This window comes from Streptomyces sp. NBC_01257 (assembly GCF_035917255.1).
Lineage (GTDB): Bacteria > Actinomycetota > Actinomycetes > Streptomycetales > Streptomycetaceae > Streptomyces.
In genome coordinates this window covers 5,011,628-5,032,554 of sequence record NZ_CP108472.1, presented here as the reverse complement: position 1 = coordinate 5,032,554, position 20,927 = coordinate 5,011,628, and the positions used below count along the sequence as shown (strand labels likewise).

General features: G+C 72.3%; 19 protein-coding genes. 9 read left to right on the top strand and 10 right to left on the bottom strand.

What is annotated here, in order from left to right; genetic code table 11:
* Positions 1-5 precede the first annotated feature (5 nt).
* From OG408_RS21760 to otsB, 4 genes are all read right to left on the bottom strand, one after another.
* Entirely contained in the window at positions 6-488 is a 483-nt protein-coding gene (locus OG408_RS21760; protein ID WP_326671469.1) for a DUF4913 domain-containing protein, read from the bottom strand.
* Between the two features lie 70 nt (positions 489-558).
* The gene (locus tag OG408_RS21755; protein ID WP_326671467.1) at positions 559-4,296 is read right to left on the bottom strand and encodes a trypsin-like peptidase domain-containing protein; all 3,738 of its coding nucleotides are present in this window, start codon (positions 4,294-4,296) and stop codon (positions 559-561) included.
* 45 nt (positions 4,297-4,341) lie between these two features.
* The gene (locus OG408_RS21750; protein WP_326671465.1) at positions 4,342-4,656 is read right to left on the bottom strand and encodes a trypco2 family protein; all 315 of its coding nucleotides are present in this window, start codon (positions 4,654-4,656) and stop codon (positions 4,342-4,344) included.
* A gap of 74 nt (positions 4,657-4,730) precedes the next feature.
* Positions 4,731-5,603 carry a trehalose-phosphatase gene (gene otsB, locus OG408_RS21745; protein WP_326671464.1) on the bottom strand — a complete coding sequence of 291 codons (873 nt, stop codon included), beginning with the start codon at positions 5,601-5,603 and terminating at the stop codon, positions 4,731-4,733.
* A gap of 120 nt (positions 5,604-5,723) precedes the next feature.
* Here otsB and OG408_RS21740 point away from each other — a divergent pair, with 120 nt between their 5' ends.
* Positions 5,724-6,344: a sensor domain-containing protein gene (locus OG408_RS21740; RefSeq protein WP_326671462.1), complete on the top strand. Its 621-nt coding sequence runs from the start codon at positions 5,724-5,726 to the stop codon at positions 6,342-6,344.
* On the opposite strand, the gene OG408_RS21735 is transcribed toward OG408_RS21740, so the two are convergent.
* The 3 genes from OG408_RS21735 to OG408_RS21725 form a co-directional block, all read right to left on the bottom strand.
* The gene (locus OG408_RS21735; RefSeq protein WP_326671460.1) at positions 6,332-6,934 is read right to left on the bottom strand and encodes a hypothetical protein; all 603 of its coding nucleotides are present in this window, start codon (positions 6,932-6,934) and stop codon (positions 6,332-6,334) included. The two genes, OG408_RS21740 and OG408_RS21735, sit on opposite strands and share 13 nt — an antisense overlap.
* 146 nt (positions 6,935-7,080) lie before the next feature.
* A complete protein-coding gene (locus OG408_RS21730) occupies positions 7,081-7,350 on the bottom strand; it encodes a DUF3263 domain-containing protein (protein ID WP_285570825.1) in 270 nt (89 codons plus the stop codon).
* A 32-nt stretch (positions 7,351-7,382) separates the two neighbouring features.
* Entirely contained in the window at positions 7,383-8,600 is a 1,218-nt protein-coding gene (locus OG408_RS21725; RefSeq protein WP_266780946.1) for an extracellular solute-binding protein, read from the bottom strand.
* A 293-nt stretch (positions 8,601-8,893) separates the two neighbouring features.
* Between OG408_RS21725 and OG408_RS21720 the strand changes: the two genes are divergently transcribed.
* From OG408_RS21720 to OG408_RS21700, 5 genes are all read left to right on the top strand, one after another.
* A complete protein-coding gene (locus OG408_RS21720) occupies positions 8,894-9,805 on the top strand; it encodes an SIS domain-containing protein (protein ID WP_266780944.1) in 912 nt (303 codons plus the stop codon).
* Between the two features lie 143 nt (positions 9,806-9,948).
* Positions 9,949-10,881 carry an ROK family protein gene (locus OG408_RS21715; RefSeq protein ID WP_285570822.1) on the top strand — a complete coding sequence of 311 codons (933 nt, stop codon included), beginning with the start codon at positions 9,949-9,951 and terminating at the stop codon, positions 10,879-10,881.
* Positions 10,881-12,038 (top strand): N-acetylglucosamine-6-phosphate deacetylase, encoded by a 1,158-nt coding sequence (nagA, locus tag OG408_RS21710; protein ID WP_266780940.1) that lies wholly within the window; start codon positions 10,881-10,883, stop codon positions 12,036-12,038. Before OG408_RS21715 ends, nagA begins: the two co-directional genes overlap by 1 nt.
* A gap of 171 nt (positions 12,039-12,209) precedes the next feature.
* Positions 12,210-13,154, top strand: a complete 945-nt coding sequence (locus tag OG408_RS21705; protein ID WP_266780938.1) for a 1-phosphofructokinase family hexose kinase — start codon at positions 12,210-12,212, stop codon at positions 13,152-13,154.
* A 56-nt stretch (positions 13,155-13,210) separates the two neighbouring features.
* The gene (locus tag OG408_RS21700) at positions 13,211-14,062 is read left to right on the top strand and encodes a class II fructose-bisphosphate aldolase (protein ID WP_266780936.1); all 852 of its coding nucleotides are present in this window, start codon (positions 13,211-13,213) and stop codon (positions 14,060-14,062) included.
* A 70-nt stretch (positions 14,063-14,132) separates the two neighbouring features.
* Here OG408_RS21700 and OG408_RS21695 read toward each other — a convergent pair whose 3' ends face one another.
* Complete coding sequence (locus tag OG408_RS21695; RefSeq protein WP_266780934.1) at positions 14,133-15,128, bottom strand: carbohydrate-binding protein; 996 nt, start codon at positions 15,126-15,128, stop codon at positions 14,133-14,135.
* Between the two features lie 164 nt (positions 15,129-15,292).
* The gene (cdgB, locus tag OG408_RS21690; RefSeq protein WP_266780932.1) at positions 15,293-16,942 is read right to left on the bottom strand and encodes a diguanylate cyclase CdgB; all 1,650 of its coding nucleotides are present in this window, start codon (positions 16,940-16,942) and stop codon (positions 15,293-15,295) included.
* A gap of 372 nt (positions 16,943-17,314) precedes the next feature.
* Between cdgB and OG408_RS21685 the strand changes: the two genes are divergently transcribed.
* Positions 17,315-17,821: a flavin reductase family protein gene (locus tag OG408_RS21685; protein ID WP_323178007.1), complete on the top strand. Its 507-nt coding sequence runs from the start codon at positions 17,315-17,317 to the stop codon at positions 17,819-17,821.
* A 24-nt stretch (positions 17,822-17,845) separates the two neighbouring features.
* On the opposite strand, the gene arfB is transcribed toward OG408_RS21685, so the two are convergent.
* Complete coding sequence (gene arfB, locus OG408_RS21680; protein ID WP_266780928.1) at positions 17,846-18,280, bottom strand: alternative ribosome rescue aminoacyl-tRNA hydrolase ArfB; 435 nt, start codon at positions 18,278-18,280, stop codon at positions 17,846-17,848.
* A 202-nt stretch (positions 18,281-18,482) separates the two neighbouring features.
* Here arfB and OG408_RS21675 point away from each other — a divergent pair, with 202 nt between their 5' ends.
* The gene (locus OG408_RS21675) at positions 18,483-19,058 is read left to right on the top strand and encodes a TerD family protein (RefSeq protein WP_266780926.1); all 576 of its coding nucleotides are present in this window, start codon (positions 18,483-18,485) and stop codon (positions 19,056-19,058) included.
* 276 nt (positions 19,059-19,334) lie between these two features.
* Positions 19,335-20,918, top strand: coding sequence for a M4 family metallopeptidase (locus tag OG408_RS21670; RefSeq protein ID WP_266780924.1), 1,584 nt, complete (start codon positions 19,335-19,337; stop codon positions 20,916-20,918).
* Positions 20,919-20,927: the final 9 nt, after the last annotated feature.

Genomic DNA, 20,927 nt, shown 5'->3' with positions numbered 1-20,927 from the left:
TCAGTTCAGGACGACGGATTCCGCGCCTCGTCCGCGTCGAGCGAGAAGGCCGGGTGGTCCCACATCTCGGGCGGTGACGGGTCTCCCGGCAGCGGGCCGATGTCCGCGCTGTGCCCGCCCGGCCCCGCGCAGAGGACGAACGGCCCGGTGCGCGGATCCATCAGCACGGCCAGATGCGGATCGGCGTGGTGCAGCCACCAGTGGGACATACCGAGCGACGCGTCATGGCGCAGATACTCGAAGGCCCGCCACATGGCGGCGATCCGGGCGATCGCCTCGGGGTGCGTCCACCACTGCGCGCACCAGGCAAGGTGGACGCCGTCGACGCGCCGCCGCACGACCTCGGCGAGGTACTCCTCGTAGAACCGGTCCACCGACCGGAAGAGCATGTCTTCGGCGCTGTCGTCGCCCACTGGCGGCGGCGCCCCCTCCTCCGGGCCGGGGCTCCCCCCGTCGGCGGTGACCTGGTCGTCCTGCGGTCCTGACATCAGGCTCTCCTTCGGCATCCACAGCTCACACGGATCACTTCTGTCACACCCGTCATGGGGGCCGGGTCGGTCACGCCATCGGCAGCCCGTGGCGCAGCCGCACGTCACGCGCCTCGGAGGCGCGTCCGCAGGCCTCCAGCAGCTGGGCCCATCGCGTCGCGGACCGGACAAGTCCGGAAGTCTCCGACGGCCGGGCGTGGTAGCCGGTGGCTTCCCCGGCCGGCGCCAGCGCCTTCAGGAGGGCACGCATTCCGCCGGGTGCGGACAGGTGATCGGCCAGCTCCCACAGGGCCTCGGCGAGGTGTACCCGGTCGGCTTCGCTGCGCCCGGCCCACGGACGCAGCACGGCGACGGCGCGCTCCTTGAGGGGGACGGGATCGCCGCCGAGGCCGTGGGTCACCCGCAGCCAGGCCACGAGCGCGAGACCGGCCGCGTAGCAGGACGCCTCGGATCCGGGTGCCTCGCGCCAGCGCCGCTCGTACTCCGCCAGCGCCTCGTCCCCGGCCGCCAGCGCCTCCTCGGGCCTGTCCCGCTCCGACAGGGAAAGCGCCAGGTCGTGGAGCGACTCGGCGAGGCTGTGCCCGTCGGGTGCGGGGGTCAGGCGGCCGAGTCCGCGCCGGACCTCGACCTCCTCCGACACGGCGGCGAGCGCCTCCTCCGGATATCCGGCGGCCTTGCGGAACCTGGCGGCCTTGGACAGGTCGTTGGCCAGATCCCTGCTCTGGACCACCGGATGGTCCCGGTACAGCAGGCGCGAGTGGTGGAGGGCCTCGTCGATCACCGCCACGGCCTCGTCCACGCGGCCCAGTTCGTTCAGTACCCACGCCCGGTTGCTGAGCAGCAGACGCAGTTGCTTGGCCCGCATCAGCACAGTGGTCTCCGTCAGCAGGTCGTACAGGTCCTGCGCCTCGGCCATGGTCTCCAGGGACTGTTCGAGGGGCTGCTCGGCGGACAGGTTGACCAGGCAGAGCGCCAGACCGGCGTTGTACGTGTCCGGGTTGTCCGCGGCCAGCCGCCGCCGCAGGTCGACCGCCTCCTGCGACAGGGGGCGGATACGCCCCGAGTCGGCCCCCTCGCGCCAGTAGTGCCAGGACAGCGCGTTCAGGGTGCGGGCCAGGGTGCCGGCATGGGCGTCCGGGTTCTCCGTGGCCAGCCGGCGCTCGATGGCCAGCGCCCGCTCCACGGTGATCCGGCCCTCCTCGACGAGCCCGGAGCCGGTCAGGCAGGAGGCAAGGGTGCGCAGCGACGCGGCGTGGGCGGCCGCCTTGGACGGGTCGCGCTCGGCGAACTCCTGCCGAATGGCCACCGACTCCTCGGCCGCCGCCAGCCCCTCCGCCCAGCGTGCGGCACTCTCGTAGCTCGACGCCAGGCAGTTCAGCGCCTTGGCCAGGAGCTCCGGGTCGGCGTCGCAGGCATTCCGGTTCAGCCCGCGGCACAGCTCCACGGCTTCCTCGGCGAGCGTGAGCGAGGTCTGCCGGGCGCCCGCGTATCCCTGGTCGTCGGACTGCCCGATCAGCGCGTCGGCGAGCATCCGCACCTGGGCGGCGGTCCCGTGAACAGCCCGCTCCCGCTGCACGTCCACCGAGTCCTGCCCCGCGGCCACGGCGGTGCGCCAGTCGCCCGTGCGTGCCTTGCGGCGGGCCCACTCCCCCAGCGCCCAGGCGAGCCCGTCCAGGTCCTCCTCCCCCTGCGTCGTGGACTCCCGGTACCGCTCCACGAGCCGCCCCGTGAGCCGCACGGCGAACCTGGTGAGCGCGTCGGAGACCTCCGGCAGTGCGGCTGCCGCCGCCCGCAGTACCTCCGCCGACAGGTCCTGCTGCTCCAGCAGGGCATACAGCCGCTCCAGGACCAGGTCGCGCTCCCGGGTCCGGCCCGCGTTGGCGTGGGCCACCACGGACCGGCTGAGTACGGTCAGCGCCTGCACCTGCTGGGCGGGCGTCGCGCCCGCCATCGTCATCGCCAGCAGCCCCGGTACCTCCGCCACCACGAGCGAGGCCTGGAACTCCGCGACCCGGTCGGGCTGCAACATCCCCCAATAGGTGTCCCCGGTGCCGGGGTACAGGCGGCGGATCACCGCGGCCAGCTCCCACTCCCGGCCCCGGCCGAGGGCGGGGACCCGGCCGACGACCTCCATCGCCTCGTCCTCGTCGGCGGCGCCGCACAGCGTCGCCGCTGCGACCACCCGGCGCATCAGGGGCATCGGCAGCGGCCGCTCGCCGCCGGTGGCGAGGGTGCGCGCCCAGTAGCGTTCCTCGTGCCGGAGCAGGGTCATCTCCACCGCCTCGCCGGGGACGACCGCGAGGGGGGACGGCCCCTCCTGGAGCAGCGCGGCGAGCGCCTCCATCTGGACGTTGAGGGCGGTGGCGTAGCGGCGTCCGGACATCTCCGCGGGGACGGCTATCCCGGCGGCAAGGGCGGTCCAGTCGTAGTCCTCGTGCCCGTCGGTCCGCTCCAGGTGCTCGGCCAGTCCGTACAGGGCCGCCCCGAACGCCTCCCGGCGGTCGTCCGACGTGACGTCCAGCGGGCCGAGTTCGGTGGTCAGGGCGGCGGCCAGGGCCTCGTGGGTGGCGACGCCCGTGCCGTACGGGTCGAGCTGCCAGCCGCCGGAGGAGCGTGCGACCAGCAGCAGCCGGACTCTCTGGCCGGCGGCCGCCGTGGCCCGGGCGCGGTCGATCAGCCGCCGTACCCAGCGCGGCCTGGACTCGGCGTAGTCGACGACCAGCAGCAGGCTGCGGGCGCAGTCACCGAGTGCGTGCAGGGCGGCGCCCGGTGTTCCGCCGGGTCCGGGGTCCAGGCCCGTGTGCAGGTCCTCGTCGGAGAAGTCGCTGCGGAACAGACCGGCGATCCAGCCGGGTTCCTCGTGGACGGCCCCGACCAGCCGGCGCACCAGCCGGCTCTTCCCCTGGCCGCCGGGCCCGGTGAGCACCCGGACCGCGAGGCTCCCGACCGGTCCGCCCGGACGCGGGCGCACCCCGGACGGGCCGAGGCACCACTCCCGCAGGTTCTCCCATTCCCGCAGGCGGCCACGGAACGGGGTGGCCTCCACGTCGGCCCGTAGCAGCATCGCCGGGGATCGCAGGTCGCGTTCGGGGGTGGCGGGATCGAGCAGCGGCACCAGTTCGGCGGGCTCGGCGAACGGTTCGCGGCGCCCGTGGACCGCGGCGGCGCGCAGGGCGGCGCGAAAGCCCTCGTCGGCCAGGATCTCGCTGCCGCGGGTGGCGGTGAGCCGGCTGCCGGCGCTCGCGCGCCGGTCCTGACGGACGACGCCCAGGAGCAGGTCCCCGCTGAAGACCGGGGCACCGGACATCCCGGCCCAGCCCCGCGCCTCCCCGTCGACGGCGGGCACGGGGTCGTTGCTCAGAAGTTCCCAGCGCCGCGCCGACGCGCCGGTGCCGGGGCTGATGTGCCCGGCGAACTGCTCCTCGGCGCGGACCGTACCGCCGCGGGAGATCCGCTGGCTGCGTGGATAGCCGTAGGAGACGACCGGATGGGCGGCGACGCGGGTGACGAGGTCGCCCCAGCGCTGCGGTTCGGTGCCGTCCGCCCGGACCGCGGCCGGACCGCTCACCGCGAGCAGGGCGGCGTCCACGCTGTCGTCGTAGCGGATCCAGAGCACCCGGGCGGCCCAGGGGCCGGGCGCACCGTCGGCCGGGAAGGTGACCGCGGGGGTGCGGACCGTTCCGTCGGGGGTGCGCAGGATGTGCGCGGCGGTGAGGACGAGGCCGGGGGCGATGAGGCAGCCGGTGCCGAAGGAGCCGGGGCCCGTTCCGTCGCTCCCGCGCACCTGCACCACACGATCGAACTTCACCGCCACCCCCCGGGGCCGGGACTCCGTACCCGGGCCGTCGCGCCCTCAGCCGTCGTTGTCGCCGATCTCCAGATCCCCGCCCGAACCGGACCGGGGGTGCAGGGTGAGCTGGATGCGGTGGGTGGTGCTCTGCGCCCGGTCCCGCTTGCCGTCCACGGCCACCACGCCGAAGCGCAGGGAGCCGCCGGCGGATCCGGTGCGAGTCAGCTGCACCGCGAGTTCGACGGTGACCTCGCCGACCCTGAAGCGGACGTCGGAGCCGTCGGCCTCGCGCTGGGCGGCGGTCAGTTGCCTGCGCAGCAGCCGTACGGCATCCGTCAGGTCGAGGCCGTCGCCCTCGGCCGTGTCTCCCTCGCCCACCGGACCCCCTGTGCTCGACCGAGTTGCCACAGAGTGCCACAGCAGTACCGGATCATGAAGGCGATCCGCCCCGATCAGCTTGAATTCGCGGCCAGTTGGCGCGCCAACGCCCCCAGGAACTCTACGACGGCCCCCGGCCCCGGCACCGACAGGTCGGCGCGCTCGGCCAGTTCGGGCACCTCCGCGCTGCCGCTGCAGATCAGCAGGCCCGGGGTGCCGTCGGGGCCCTCGGTGCGGAGCTTCTCCACGGCGGCGAAGGCGGCGAGGTCGCCGAGGTCGTCGCCCGCGTAGAGCACGGACTCGGCGCCGGTCTCGCGCACGTACTGGGTGAGCGCCACGCCCTTGTCCATGCCGGACGGGCGCAGCTCCAGCACCAGGCGGCCCGGTTCGACGATCAGTCCGTGCCGGGCGGCGAGCTCGCCCAGGGGGCCGCGCAGGGCCTCGAAGGCGGCCTGCGGGTCGGCGGCGCGGCGGGTGTGGACGGCGAGCGCCTGCCCCTTCTCCTCTATCCAGGTGCCGTGCCAGGAGTCGAACCTGTCCAGTACGCCGGGGAGTTCGGCGCGCACGGCGGCGACGCCGGGGTGCGGGGCTGGGGCGCGGACGGTGCCGGAGACGGCGTCCCAGCGCTCGGCGCCGTAGTGGCCGAGGACGACGAGGTGATCCAGTCCGGCGACCCCGGCGAAGCCGCCGTGGCGCACCGCGACGCCGGCCGGGCGGCCGGTGATCACGGCGATCGAGGCGACCCTGGGGGCGAGTGCGGCCAGTGCCTCCACGGCGCCGGGGTGGGCGCGGGCCTGTTCGGGGTCCGGGACGATGTCGGCGAGCGTTCCGTCGAAGTCGAGTGCGATGACTGCGCGGTCGGGGCGGGCGAGGAGGGCGGCGAGGCCCTCCCGGCCGGCGGGGGTGGTCGGGGCCGGCAGGGGTGGGGTGTGCGGGTGGCTGCCCATGGGGCGAGCCTAAGGGCTGTGGGCCAAAGCGGGGGGCGGTCCGGCCCACAGCCCCCGAACCCCGCTCCCTGATCACCTGATCACTGCTTGGCAGGTCCGCGCCCAAGGCAGAATCGCCCCATGCCTCGCACGCCGAACACCCGTCGTCCCCGTGCCCCGCTCACTCCCGCGGACGAGCCCGCCGGTCTGCGGGGGCTGCTGTTTCTCCCGTTCCGGCGTCAGACCTGGCGATATGCGCTGTACGGCCTCCTGCTGCCACTCGCGCTGGGCCTGGTCCTGGCCTTGCAGTACCCAATGAAGGCCGCCCAGGACCACGGTCACCAGCCACTCGGTTCGCTGATTCTGCTTCTCATCCTGGTCGTGGTCGCCGTGGTCGGCCCCGGCTTCGAGCGTGTGCGTGCCCGGTTCTGGCTGGGCGAGGAGATCGGCCGCCGCGCCGGGGACAAGCGCTTCGTCCGCCATGCCGTGTTCTTCGTACTCAACATGCTCGTGGGCGCGCTCGGGTTCGCCGCCGTAGCCGGCTGGCTGCTCGTCTCCGCGCGCAACCTCACTTATCCGGTGTGGGGCTGGCGCCCCTACCCGGACCCGGCGTGGGGCGGCCCTCATCCGATCGGCGTGGTCGCCCTGCACTTCGCGGCAGGCGTGGTGACCTTCTTCGCCGGTCCGTGGGTCATCGTGCGGCTGGCCGGGCTGCAGGTCCACCTGGCGCGTCGGTTCATCGGTTCGGGTCAGGCCGGCTGACCGGCCGCGCCGGTGTGGCGTACCACTGCGGCGGTGTACCCGTGCGGAACGGCCACCATGTCCACGGTCCGGTCCACGATGATCCCCGGCCCCACGCACCCGCCGCGCATCACCGCGCGGCCCCCGGCCGTCCTGCGGGCCGTCCGCCGTGCGGCCGGCGCCGCGTCCGGGGCACCGTCCTCGGCGAGCAGGGCCGCGCCTGCTCCCACCGTCGTTCCGGAAAGCGCGTAGACGACCAGATCGCCGCACCGGTCCCAGGAGAAGTGCACCGGCTCCGCCGCCTCCGCAGCCGCCACGCTGTCGTGCAGCCGTGCGCACAGCGGACAGGTCCCGTCCAGGACGGCGATCCGACCGGGTGGACACCCGAGGCGGGCGGCGGCGAGCAGCCTCAGCCCACCACGGACCACGGCGAACCGGCGTCGTGCCGCGCCCGGTTCGAGCCCGTCGTACACCCCGTGTTCCGCCGCTGTGAGTGCGTCGGTACCGGCGGCCTCGGCGGCCGGGCCCTGTTCGGACAGCAGCAGGGTCCACACCTGAGCCCCCTTGGCCGGCCGGCCGGGCCGCACGGGAGGCGCGGTGAGGTCGAGCACGGCCCCGGGAAGGAGACGGCCGTACGGTTTCGCGGCTCCCCCGGCCCAGGGCGATTGCCTCATCGGGAGGGGCGACGGCCTGCTCGCCCGCATCCGTTCCGGCGTCCAGCGGTAGGGGGGTTCACCGGCGGGCCCCGTGTCGGATGTCACCGCCGCCCCCGCCTGGCCTCCCGCACCCGCCGCAGCCGGTTCACCGTCACCGGGTCCGCCTCCAGCGCCCGCCGGTCGTCGAGCAGGGCGTTCAGCAGCTGGTAGTAGCGGGTCGGGGAGATGCCGAGCCGCTCCCTGATCGCCCGCTCCTTCGCCCCCGGGCCCGCCCACGACTGCCGCTCGACGGCCAGGACCGCGCGGTCCCGGTCGGAGAGTCCGGCAGGAGGGGCGGGCTCGGCGGGGCCGTTCGGGGGGAGGGCGGTCATATCAGCCAATATATTGCGCGGGCGGCGGGCCGCTACTCCGCGTTCTCCGCGGCCGTCGACTCCTGCGCGATGTGTTCGAGCACGCTCCCGGGGTTGGCGCCCGGCTGGACCGCCTTGCCGATGTTCTGCTTGATCGACTCACTGGCCTGGGCCCAGGAGGTCTTGCCGAACGGGTAGAACTCCGCGTTGGGCAGCGTGGCCAGGAACTTGTGCAGCGGCTTGAACCTGGGGTCGTCCTCCATCGCGGCCGACGCGCTGTCGGTGACCGGCAGCAGGTCGTAGGTGTCGGCGAACTCGATCACGTTCTTGTCGCTGAACATGAAGTCGAAGAACTTGCCGATCTCGACCCGGTGGTCGTTCTGCTTGAACCCCATGATCCAGTCGGCGACGCCCATCGACTCCTTGATGGGGCCGTCGGTGCCGGGCAGCTGCACCATGCCGACGTCCACGCCCTGCTTCTCGGCCTCCTCCATCAGGGTCGGGTGGCCGTTGAGCATGCCGACCTCGCCCTTGGTGAACGCCGCGAAGGCCTTGGCCCGGTCGAGCTTGCCCGGGGCGACCGGGCCGACGAGACCCTTGTCGACGAGGTTCGACTTCAGCCAGTCGAAGGTCTTCACGTTCTCGACCGAGTCGATGTCGTACGAGCCGACGTCGTCGGTGTAACCGCCGCCGCCGCTGAGCAGCCACATCATGGTCTCGGCCTGGGACTCCTCCTGGCCCAGCGGCAGCGCGAAGGGGTAGGACACCCCGCGCTGCTTGAGCGCCGCGGCGTCGGCGGCTATGTCGTCCCAGGTCTGCGGGGCGTGCAGACCCGCCTTGGAGAAGAGCTGCTTGTTGTAGAAGAGCAGCCGGGTGCTGGCGACGAACGGCAGCCCGTACTGGATGCGGTTGACCCGGCCGGCCTCCGCGAGCTTCGGCAGGAAGTTCGCCTGGGTCGGGATGCTGAGCATCTGGTCGGCGGAGTAGAGCTTGCCGGCCTTGGCGTAGTCCGCGTACGCGCCGATCTGCGCGATGTCGGGGGCCTTTCCGGCCTTCACCATCTCGGCGACCTTGCGGTCGATGTCCGTCCACGGCAGGACGGTCACGTCGACCTTGATGCCGGGGTGGGACGCCTCGAAGCTCCGGGCGACCCCGTCCCAGTACGTGTCGGACTTGTTCGCCTCGCCGGTGCCGTAGTCGGCCGCGACGAGCTTCAGTGTGACGTCGCCCGAGCCGCTCTCACCGCCGCAGCCCGACAGCGTGGCCGTCATCCCCAGTGCGGCGACAATCGCCGTCAGTCCCAAGTAACGCCGCTGCACAGCCCAGTCCGTCCTCGTTGATCACGCCATCCGCGGCACCCACGTCGGCATGGGGCCCTCCGGATGAGCTGCGATTTTCCCCCACCCCTCACCAGGAGGTCTACACCACACGGGTATCGCTTCCGCAACGCAGCCGCATTGCACCGGACGCGGAGCGGCTGCTAAGGAGGTCTCGGCCGGACACCCGGACACCGCGGTGTCGCCGGACCTCCCAGCCATCCGCCAGCCGCAAGGAGCCGTCCAGCATGTCCCGTACCGCAGCAGAAATTGCCACCCAGCCCAGCTGCTGGCGACGTGCCGCCGAGGCGGGTGCGGTCTTCGACGGACTGCCGCGTCCGGGCGAGCGGGTCGCCGTGACCGGGTGCGGCACCTCCTGGTTCATGGCCATCGCCTACGCCGCGCTGCGGGAGGCGTCCGGGCAGGGCGAGACGGACGCCTACGCCTCGTCGGAGTTCCCCGCCGGGCGGGCGTACGACCGGGTCGTGGCCATCACCCGCTCGGGCACGACCAGCGAGGTGCTGGCGCTGCTGGGCGAGCTGCGCGGGCGGACGGCCACGGTCGCGCTGACGGCCGACCCGAAGACCCCGGTGATGGAGGCCGCCGACACCGTGGCCGTCCTGGACTGGGCGGACGAGGAGTCCGTCGTCCAGACCCGCTTCGCCACCACCGCGCTGGCCTTCCTGCGGGCCGGCCTGGAGGCGGCGGGCCCGCTGCCTGCCGGGGTGAAGACGGTCGCCGAGGCCGCCGTGGACGCGGAGCTGGCGGTGACCGAGCCGCTGGACGAGGCGGTGGTCGCGGCCGAGCAGTGGACGTTCCTGGGGCGCGGCTGGACGTACGGGCTCGCGCAGGAGGCCGGGCTGAAGATGCGCGAGGCGGCGGGTGCCTGGACCGAGTCGTACCCCGCGATGGAGTACCGCCACGGCCCGATCGCCATCACCGGCCCGCACCGGGTCGCCTGGGTCTTCGGCGCCCTGCCCGAGGGGCTCGCGGGCGAGGTGGCCGCCGTCGGCGGGACGCTCGTCGCGCACCGCTCCGCCGATCCGATGGCCGACCTGATCCGGGCGCAGCGGCTCGCGGTGGTCCTCGCCGAGTCCAAGGGGTACGACCCGGACCACCCGCGCAACCTCTCGCGCAGCGTGATCCTGCCGGGCGCGTAAAGGTTCCGTACCCGCCGACCGCCGGTTGCGGACGGATGTCGGCGGGTTGCGGCCGTGTTGCGCCCCCGACTTTTGTATGGATGCGCAACAAACAGCGATAGTGGACTAGACCTTTTGGGGTTCGTCGGGCGAAACTGTTTCCCGTGAAACACGTCATCGCCCTCGATGTGGGCGGCACCGGAATGAAGGCCGCACTGGTCGGGGCCGACGGCACCCTGCTCCACGAGGCACGGCGCGCCACCGGCAGGGAGCGCGGTCCCGACGCCGTCGTGGAGTCGGTCCTCGCCTTCGCCGCGGATCTGCGCGCGCACGGCGAGGAGCACCTCGGCGAGAGCGCCCTCGCGGCCGGCGTCGCCGTGCCCGGCATCGTCGACGCCGAGAACGGCGTCGCCGTCTACGCGGCGAACCTCGGCTGGCGCGACGTACCCATGCGCCGGCTGCTCGGCGAACGGCTCGGCGGCGTACCCGTGGCCCTCGGCCACGACGTCAGGACCGGCGGGCTCGCCGAGGGCCGGATCGGCGCGGGCAAGGGCGCCGACCGCTTCTTCTTCGTGCCGCTGGGCACGGGCATCGCCGGCGCCATCGGCATCGCGGGCCGCATCGAGGCCGGCGCCCACGGCTACGCGGGCGAGATCGGCCACATCGTGGTCCGGCCGGACGGCCCGGACTGCCCCTGCGGCCAGCGCGGCTGTCTGGAGACCCTGGCCTCCGCGGCCGCCGTCAGCCGCGCCTGGGCCGCCGCGTCCGGCGACGCGAAGGCCGACGCTGCCGACTGCGCCAAGGCCGTCGAATCGGGCGACCCGAAGGCCGTCGAGGTGTGGCGCGACGCGGTCGACGCCCTCTCCGCCGGACTCGTCACCGCGCTCACCCTGCTGGACCCCCGCACGATCATCATCGGTGGCGGTCTCGCCGAGGCGGGGGAAACCTTGTTCACACCACTCCGTGCGGCCGTCGAGGAACGCGTCACGTTCCAGAAGCTGCCCCACATCGTCCCGGCGGCCCTCGGGGACACCGCCGGATGCCTGGGCGCAGGGCTGCTCGCCTGGGATCTTCTCTCCACGGAGGTATCCGCCTGATGGCCGGACGCGCAGAAAGCACCGTTCTCGCAGGTGCCCGGGTGGTACTCCCCACCGGCACCGTCGAGAACGGCCGGGTGATCGTCGAGGGCACCCGCATCGCCGGCAGTTCGGCACAGGACGCCCCGGTCGTCGACCTCTCCGGTCACTGGGTCGTGCCCGGCTTCGTGGACATGCACAACCACGGCGGCGGTGGCGGCTCCTTCACCTCCGGCACCGTGGAGGACGTCCTCACCGGCGTCCGCACCCACCGCGAGCACGGCACCACCACCCTGGTCGCCTCCACCGTCACCGGCGAGATGGACTTCCTCGCCGAACGGGCCGGCATCCTCTCCGAGCTCGTCGAGCAGGGCGACCTCGCCGGAATCCACTTCGAGGGCCCCTTCATCTCGCCGTGCCGCAAGGGCGCCCACAGCGAGGAGCTGCTGCGCCACCCGGACCCGGCCGAGGTCCGCAAGCTGATGGACGCCGCCCGCGGCACCGCGAAGATGTTCACCCTCGCCACCGAACTTCCCGGCGGCATCGAGTCCGTACGGCTGCTCGCCGAGCACGGTGTCATCGCCGCCATCGGCCACACCGACGCCACGTACGAGCAGACCGTCGAGGCGATCGACGCGGGTGCCACCGTCGCCACGCACCTCTACAACGCGATGCCGGCCCTCGGCCACCGCGCGCCCGGCCCGATCGCCGCCCTCCTGGAGGACGAGCGGATCACGGTCGAGCTGATCAACGACGGCACGCATCTGCACCCGGCCGCCCTGGAACTGGCCTACCACCACGCCGGCGCCCACCGCGTCGCGCTGATCACCGACGCCATGGACGCGGCCGGCTTCGGCGACGGGGAGTACCAGCTGGGCCCGCTCGCCGTCGAGGTCAGGGACGGCGTCGCCCGGCTCGTCGAGGGCGGCTCCATCGCGGGCTCCACCCTCACCCTGGACACCGCCTTCCACCGGGCCGTCACCATCGACCGCATCCCGGTCGGCGACGTGGTGCAGTCCATCTCCGCCAACCCGGCACGGCTCCTCGGCGTGTACGACCGGGTCGGCTCGCTGGAGCCCGGCAAGGACGCCGACCTCGTCGTCCTGGACGAGGAGTTCCGGCTCAGGGGCGTCATGCGCAAGGGCGAGTGGATCATCCGGCCGCAGACCGGCCGATGACCGCGCCGGCCCGCCGATGACCGCGGCCGGGCTACGTAACGAAGAGACGGCGGTTGGCCCGGAGGTCTGGGCCGACCGTCGCCCTTTTGGCATGATCGCCAGGGAAACAGACGGGGAAAGCGCGTTCTGGCAAGGGATCCGCGCTCCACACGGATCGAGGGGGCGGCCGAGGTGATCCTCACGGTCACGCTGAACACGGCACTCGACCTGACGTACGGCGTCCCGGCACTCGTCCCGCACTCCAGCCACCGGGTCACCGACCTCTCCGAGCGCCCCGGCGGCAAGGGCGTCAACGTCGCCCGGGTGCTGGCCGCCCTCGGCCACGAGAGCGTCGTCACCGGCTTCGCCGGAGGCGCCACCGGAGCCGTCCTGCGCGCGCTGCTCGCCGCCCTCCCGGCCGGCCCCGCGACCGTCACCGACGCGCTCGTCCCCGTGTCCGGCGACACCCGCCGCACCCTGGCCGTCGTCGACCGGGCCACCGGCGACACCACCCAGTTCAACGAACCCGGACCGCACGTCACCGCCGACGAGTGGACCGCCTTCCTCGCCTCGTACGGGAACCTGCTCGCCACGGCCGACGCGGTCGCCCTGTGCGGCAGCCTGCCGCCCGGCATCCACGTCGGCGCCTACGCCGAACTGGTCCGCCTCGCCCGCGCCGCCGGTGTCCCCGTCCTGCTCGACACCAGCGGCGAGCCGCTGCGCCGCGGCATCGCCGCCCGCCCCGACCTGATCAAGCCGAACGCCGACGAGCTGGCCCAGCTCACCGGCTCCCGCGACCCCCTGCGGGCCACCCGCGACGCCCGCCGCCGCGGCGCCCACGGGGTGATCGCCTCCCTGGGCCCCGACGGCATGCTGGCGGTCGCCTCCGGCGGCAGCTGGCAGGCGTCCCCGCCCGCGCCCGTGAAGGGCAACCCGACCGGGGCAGGCGACTCCGCGGTGGCCGGACTGCTGTCCGGACTCGTGGAGGGCCTGGACTGGCCGGACCGGCTGCGACGGGCGGTGGCACTGTCGACGGCGACCGTGCTCTCCCCCACGGCCGGTGAGTTCGACCGTGCGGCGTACGAGGAACTGCTGCCGCGCGTCCGTATCGAGGAACACGCACCCGGAGCGGCCTGAGCGCCGCTCCCCCACCGGGTCCTCCCACGGGCCCGAGGAATCGACAGAGGTCCGCAATGCCGCTCGTCACCACCGGTGAACTCGTCTCCGCCGCACAGGCCCGGGGACGCGGAATCGCCGCCTTCAACGTCATCACGCTGGAGCACGCGGAGGCCATCGCCACCGGTGCGGAGCGCGCCGGGGCCCCCGCCATCCTGCAGATCTCCGAGAACGCCGTGAAGTTCCACGGCGGCCGGCTCGGCCCCGTCGCGGCGGCCGCCGCAGCCGTCGCCCGCTCCTCCACCGCCCCGCTCGCCCTCCACCTCGACCACGTCGAGTCCGTGGAACTGCTCCACCAGGCGCACGACGAGGGCTTCGGCTCGGTGATGTTCGACGCCTCCAAGCTGGGCTACGAGGAGAACGTGCGGGCCACCGCCGCCGCGGTCGCCTGGGGCCACGGGCGTGGCATCTGGATCGAGGCCGAGCTCGGCAAGGTCGGCGGCAAGGAGGGCGAGGCCCCGCTCGACGCCCACGCCCCCGGCGTACGCACCGACCCGGCCGAGGCCGCCGCGTACGTCGCCGCCACCGGCGTCGACGCGCTCGCCGTCGCCGTCGGCTCCTCTCACGCCATGACCGAGCGCACCGCCGCCCTGGACCACGGGCTGATCGGCCGGCTGCGCGACGCCGTTCCCGTCCCGCTGGTGCTGCACGGCTCCAGCGGCGTCCCGGACGAGGAGATCCGCCGGGCGGTCACGGCCTCCGGCATGGTCAAGATCAACGTGGGCACGGCGCTGAACACCGCGTTCACCGGAGCCGTCCGCGCCCACCTGGCCGAGCACACCGCGGGCGTGGACCCGCGCAAGTACATCGCCCCGGGCCGCGAGGCGATGGCCGCGACGGTGGCCGGCTTCCTCGCCCTGATGGGCTGAGCGTCCGGGACGCCGACGGCCCCCTCACCGAGAATGGCGAGGGGGCCGTCGTGCGTACGGGCGGGGCGGGTCAGCGCGTCTGGTGACCGGCCTTCAGCGACAGCTGGTCCAGATTGGCGTCGCACTGGTCGCCGTCGTTGCAGGAGATCATCAGGGTGTTCGGGCCCTTGGTGAGGTTGACGTAGGCGTACGTCGTCGTCCACCCCTTCTCCAGATCGCCCTCGGGGGCGTTGGCGAAGTTCTTCATGTTGATGGAGCGCGGGTCCTCGGAGTTCACCGTCAGGGACGTCTTGGCGTCCTTGCCCGGCACGCCGTACGTCACGAACAGCGTGTACTCGCCGGCCTGCGGCACCTCGACCGACCAGGTCGCCGACCTGCCGACCGCGTTGAGGTTGATGTACTGCCCGTTGTTGCTCTTGGCGCCCTTGACGGTGTTGTCGAGCCCCGCGTCACCGCCGAGCTTCAGCGAGGCCGCGTCCTGCTTCGGGAGCTCGACGGGAGCCTCGGAGCTGGCGCTCTGCTCGGGCTTCGGGGACTCCTCGACCTGTCCGGCCGCACCGGAGGAGGTCGCGGCGTCGTCCTTCTTCTCGCCCTTGTCGCCGTCGCCCGTCATCAGCGCGGCGCCGATGCCGATGAGCACGACCGCGACCACCGCGACCGCGCCGATCAGCAGGCCCTTGGTGTTGGGTCCGCCCTTGCCGGGGCCGCCGCCACTGCCGCGGCCGCCCTGGTGCGGCACCTGCGCGGTGGGGGCGCCACCGGGGTACGTCTCCGGGGCCGCGTACTGCGCGTTCGGCTGGCCGTACTGCTGGTTCGGCTGGCCGTAGGGCGCCTGCGGCTGCCCGTACGCCTGCTGCTGCGGCACCTGCTGGCCGTACTGGCGCTCGCCGACGGTCCGCACCTGGTTGTACGAGGTCCGCGGCACGCCCGGCTGCGCGGCGGGACCCGGGTAGCCGTAGCCGCCCTGACCACCCGGCGGCTGTGCGCCGGCTGCCCGCCCGTCCTCGTAGAGGTAGCCGAACGGATCGTCGTCCTCGGGTGTGCTCGCGCCGTTGTTCCCGGCCATCCCTGGGTCACTCCTCACCATGTCGCCAGCCGTCGCCGTATGCAGTCAGCCGTCGCCGACCGGCCGAGCCTACCCCGAACGGCCGTCACCAAGAATTGCCGGAGGTGCGGCGGGAACCGGGGTGGGGTACACGCGGAACCCGCGGTGCGACGCACCGGCGAACGTCAGCCGGCCCTGCGGTGAACCTTCGACCGGGACCGCTTCTCGACGTACATCCGCTGGTCGGCGGAGCGCAGCACCTCTTCGGCGGTCATCCCGCAGGCGGCCCAGCCGATGCCGAAACTCGCCCCGACCCGCACCGCCCGGCCGTCGACCCGAATGGGCGGAATGATGGCGTTACGCAGGCGTACGGCCAGGTCCGCGGCGTCCGCCGCCCCGAGCCCGTCCGCGAGAACGACGAATTCGTCACCCCCGAGCCGGGCGACGGTGTCCCCGTCGCGGACACACGTGGTGAGCCGCCGGGCCACCTCGATGAGAACCGCGTCACCCGTGTGGTGGCCGAACCGGTCGTTGATCGACTTGAAGCCGTCGAGATCGCAGAAGAGGACCGCGAGCCCCTTCGACCCGTCGTCGCCCGACGTGTCGGGTGCGACGGAATGCACATGGTGGTCGTACGGGGCGACGCTCCGCCCGGCGTCGAACGCCTCGGAGGGGAAGCCGTGCACCCGGGCCTCGTCGACATCGCCGTACGCCGCGTCGAGCGCCTCGACGTCCGTGGACGCCACCGAGTGCGGACGCTCGCACAGCCGGGCGCCGAGCCGGGCCCGCAGCTCCGCGCTGTTGGGCAGCCCGGTCAGGGCGTCGTGCGAGGCGCGGTGCGCGAGGTTCAGCTCGTGGCGCTTGCGCTCCTCTATGTCCTCGACGTGCGTCAGCAGGAAGCGGGGCCCGTCCGCGGTGTCCGCGACGACGGAGTTGCGCAGCGAGACCCAGAGACAGCTGCCGTCCCTGCGGCCCAGCCGCAGCTCGGCGCGGCCGCCCTCGGCGGAGGTCCTGAGCAGGGTGCCGATGTCCTCGGGGTGGACCAGGTCGGCGAAGGAGTAGCGGCGCAGCACCGAGGCGGGGCGGCCCAGCAGCCGGCACAGGGCGTCGTTGGTGCGCAGCAGCCGGCCGTGCTGGTCGCCGCCCAGCTCGGCGATGGCCATGCCGCTGGGGGCGTACTCGAAGGCCTGGCGGAAGGATTCCTCACTGGCCCGCAGCGCCTGCTGCTCGCGCTCCAGGCGGACCAGGGCGCGCTGCATGTTTGCCCGGAGCCTGGCGTTACTGATCGCAATGGCCGACTGGGACGCGTACATCTGGAGCGCCTCGCGGCCCCAGGCACCGGGCCGGCGGCCGTTGCGGGGGCGGTCGACGGATATGACGCCGAGGAGATCGAGGCCGCCGCCCGAGGCGTACATCGGTGCGTAGAGCCGGTCCTGTGGGTGCCACTCGTCCTCGAAGCGGGGTTCGGGGCCCTCGGTGTGCCACTGCGGGACGTCGTCGTCGAGGAGGACCCATCCGTCGGTGTGGGGTATGAAACGGAGCTCGTCCCATATCTCGCCCATGCCCAGCCGGCGCTCCCAGGATTCGCGGGAGCCGACGCGGCCGGTGATCAGGGCCTCGGCGGCGCTGTTGCCGGCGAAGGCGGCGACCACGAGGTCACCGTCGGGGCGGACGAGGTTGACGCAGGCAAGCTCGTAGCCGAGACCGGCGACGATTCCGTCGGCGACGGTCTGCAGTGTGTCGGCCAGGCTCCGCGCCGTGTTGAGATCGGCCACGGCCTGATGCAGCTGCCGCATCGTCGCAAGACGGACGTACGGCTCCGACTCGGCCTCCATCGCTCGCACTCCCCGAGACCTCGACAGCACTCCAGATTTCATATCGACGTACCTGACGTACTTACTGCAGTGTCACGGCCACTGAATCACAGTGAGCTGTGCACCCGGTACACAGGGTCAACAAATATTGCGCTCTGTGACTCAAGTCACAACAGATGGTGAAGGGTCCCGGTCTCGCCCCCAAGTGGTCCGTCCTTTTCTTGAACGCAAAAACGCAAATCCTCCGGCGGACCCGCCCGGGACGGCAGGTCCTAGGACCTGGCTGGTCCCCTGGCCCGATGCGGGGCCCCACCGTACGCGGCTAGCGTTCCCGGTGTGTTGCAGACGAAGCCCCCAGTCCCGCGTACCGAGCCCGTCCCCCATGCTGAGGGGGTGAGCAACGACGAGTTCCGCGGCGCCCTTTCCCGGCTGGCAGCCGGAGTGGTGCTGATCACCGCCCAGGAGCCGCCGCTCGACGAGCACGGCCGCGGCGAGGACGTCGGCATGACGGCGACCGCCTTCATGTCGGTGTCGCTCGACCCGCCCCTGGTCATGGTGAGCCTGCGCAACGACTCCCGGATGGACGACCTGCTGGCGGAACAGCCGCTGTGGGCCGTGTCCGTACTGTCGGAGAGCCAGCGGCACATCGCGGGACGGTTCGCCATGAAGGGCCGGATCAGCGACCGGCTGCTCTTCGAGGACATCCCCTATGTACGGGGAGAGGTGACCGGCGCACCGCTGGTCGGGGGCGCGCTCGCGACACTGGAGTGCCGCACCGAGCAGCGGATCGTGGCGGGTGACCACACGCTGGTGATCGGCCGGGTGCTCGGCGCGCAGCTGCCGAGCGGCGACGGCGGGCCGCTGGCGTACTTCCGCGGGCGCTACCGGCAGCTGGGCTGAACCGGACCGGCCGCGGGCCGCCCGCTACCAGTCGCGGCCGGAGCGGCCGCGCTTGGTGTCGGCGCGCTGCTTCTTCTCGCGCAGCCGGCGTTCGTTGATCCCGCGCGGGATCTTGCGCTTCACGCGCGGCTTGGGGGGCGGCGCGGTGGCCTCGGCCAGCAGGGCGGTGAGCCGCACGGCGGCCGTCTCACGGTTGCGCCACTGCGAGCGGTGCTCCGAGGAGCGGACCGAGACCACGCCGTTGACCAGCCGGTTCGCCAGCCGCTCCAGCGCACGTTCCTTCCACACCTCGGGCAGCGACTCGGTCGCCGCGAGGTCGAAGCGCAGCTCCACCTGGGAGTCGCTGGTGTTGACGTGCTGTCCCCCGGGCCCGGAGGACCGCGAGAAACGCCACATGAGCTCGGCCTCCGGCAGGAGGACGGCACCGCGGATGACATAGGGCCCGGACATGACACCCATGTTCCCTGTCCCACCGGGGGTACGTCACCTTCTTTTGACGCGCCCCTGACGCATCCCGTCCGCCGTCTGCCGCGCCCCGTCATCAGTTCGGTAAAGAAAGTAAAGGCGGAAGGAACCTCACGGTCCCCTGCCTGCGTTATGAACTGTGACGGTAGCTTCGTGATGGCACGAAGCCCGCACCCGAAGATGAAAGGGACTTCCCATGGCAGTAAGCCTGTCCAAGGGCGGCAACGTCTCCCTCACCAAGGAGGCCCCCGGCCTCACCGCCGTCACGGTCGGCCTCGGCTGGGACGTCCGTACCACCACCGGCACCGACTTCGACCTCGACGCCTCGGCGATCGCGGTCAACACGGCGGGCAAGGTCTTCTCCGACGGCCACTTCGTCTTCTTCAACAACAAGTCGACGCCGGACCAGACCATCGTGCACACCGGTGACAACGTCACGGGTGAGGGCGAGGGCGACGACGAGCAGATCAACGTCAACCTGGCGGGCCTGCCGGCCGACATCGACAAGATTGTCTTCCCGGTGTCGATCTACGACGCCGAGACCCGCAGCCAGAACTTCGGCCAGGTGCGGAACGCCTACATCCGCATCCTCAACCAGGCCGGCGGCGCCGAGATCGCGCGCTACGACCTGAGCGAGGACGCCGCCACCGAGACCGCCATGGTCTTCGGCGAGCTCTACCGCAACGGCGCCGAGTGGAAGTTCCGTGCCGTCGGCCAGGGTTACGCCTCGGGCCTGCGCGGCATCGCGCAGGACTTCGGCGTCAGCCTCTGACGTCCAGCACCCAGCCCCACCGAAGCCCCCGGCCGAACGTCCTGCGGCCGGGGGCTTCGGCGTGCCCGTATACCACTGATCGCGCCCAACGGGGCGCACGCCACGCGTGTTTGCCCAATCGAAGGAAGTCCGCCGGATAGCGGACACAGTCCTGCCCCAGTCGGACAAGAACTGGTCAAAGAATTGTGAGGTAATTGTTGGTACACCGTCAAAGCTGGTCATTCGGTGGCACGCTCTCCGCTCGTAACCCCCCACGGAACGAGCAACGGAGAAAGCATGACCCCCCACATGAACACCCGTCGCGCCGCAGCCCTGGCCGCCGTGGCCGCGATGGTCGTCGTCGGAGTGCAGACGGGTGCGGCGAACGCCGACCCGAACACCCCCGGTGACGGTCCCTCCGCTTCTCCCCGCACCACCTCGCCCGCCTTCAACAGCGCCTCCGCACGGACGTCCGCCATCAAGTCGGCCCAGAGCGACGCCTCTTCGACCGCCGACTCGCTGGGGCTCGGCAGCCAGGAGAAGCTGATCGCCCGTGACGTGATCAAGGACGCCAAGGGCACCGTCCACACCCGCTACGAGCGCACCTACGCCGGGCTGCCCGTCCTCGGCGGCGACCTCGTCACCCACACCACGGGCAACGGCAAGCTCAAGAGCGTCACCAAGGCGACGAACGCCAAAATATCCGTGCCGTCCACGACGGCGAAGATCAAGACGGTGGCCGGCGCCCGCAAGGTGATCTGGGCGGGAGGCTCCAAGCCCGTCCTCGCCCTGGAGTCGGTGAAGACCGGCGTGCAGAAGGACGGCACCCCGAGCCGCAAGCGCATCATCACCGACGCCACCACCGGCAAGGTCCTGCACAGCTACGAGGAGATCGAGACCGCCGGCGTCGGCAACAGCCAGTACAGCGGCAAGGTCGACCTGACCACCACCGCGTCCGGTTCCGGCTTCGAACTGACCGACGGCGACCGCGGCGGCCACAAGACGTACGACCTCAACCAGGGCGAGAGCGGCACCGGCGACCTCGTCACCGACGACGACGACACCTGGGGCGACGGCACCGGCAACGACCGCCAGACCGCCGCCGTCGACGCCCACTACGGCGCCGCGCAGACCTGGGACTTCTACAAGTCGGCGCTCGGCCGCGACGGCATCGCCGGTGACGGCAAGGCCGCCTACTCCCGGGTCCACTACGGCGACGCGTACGTCAACGCGTTCTGGGACGACAGCTGCTTCTGCATGACGTACGGCGACGGCGCCGACAACAAGAGCGCCCTCACCGGCCTCGACGTCGCCGGCCACGAGATGAGCCACGGCCTGACCGCCTCCACCGCCAACCTCGACTACGTCGGCGAGTCCGGCGGCCTCAACGAGGCCACCAGCGACATCTTCGGCACCTCGGTGGAGTTCTTCGCCGACAACGCCACCGACGTCGGCGACTACCTCATCGGCGAGAAGATCGACATCAACGGCGACGGCACCCCGCTGCGCTACATGGACCAGCCCAGCAAGGACGGCGGCTCGGCCGACTACTGGGACAGCAGCGTCGGTGACCTGGACGTCCACTACTCGTCCGGTGTCGCCAACCACTTCTTCTACCTGCTGGCCGAGGGCAGCGGCGCGAAGACCATCAACGGCGTCGACTACGACTCCCCCACCTCCGACGGCTCCACCGTCACCGGCATCGGCCGGGACAAGGCCGTCCAGATCTGGTACAAGGCCCTCTCCGAGTACATGACGTCGACCACCGACTACGCGGCCGCCCGCGAGGCGACCGAGAAGGCGGCGACCGACCTGTACGGGGCGGACAGCGCCGAGCTCGCCTCGGTCAGCGCCGCCTGGGCCGGCGTCAACGTGAAGTAACACCCAACG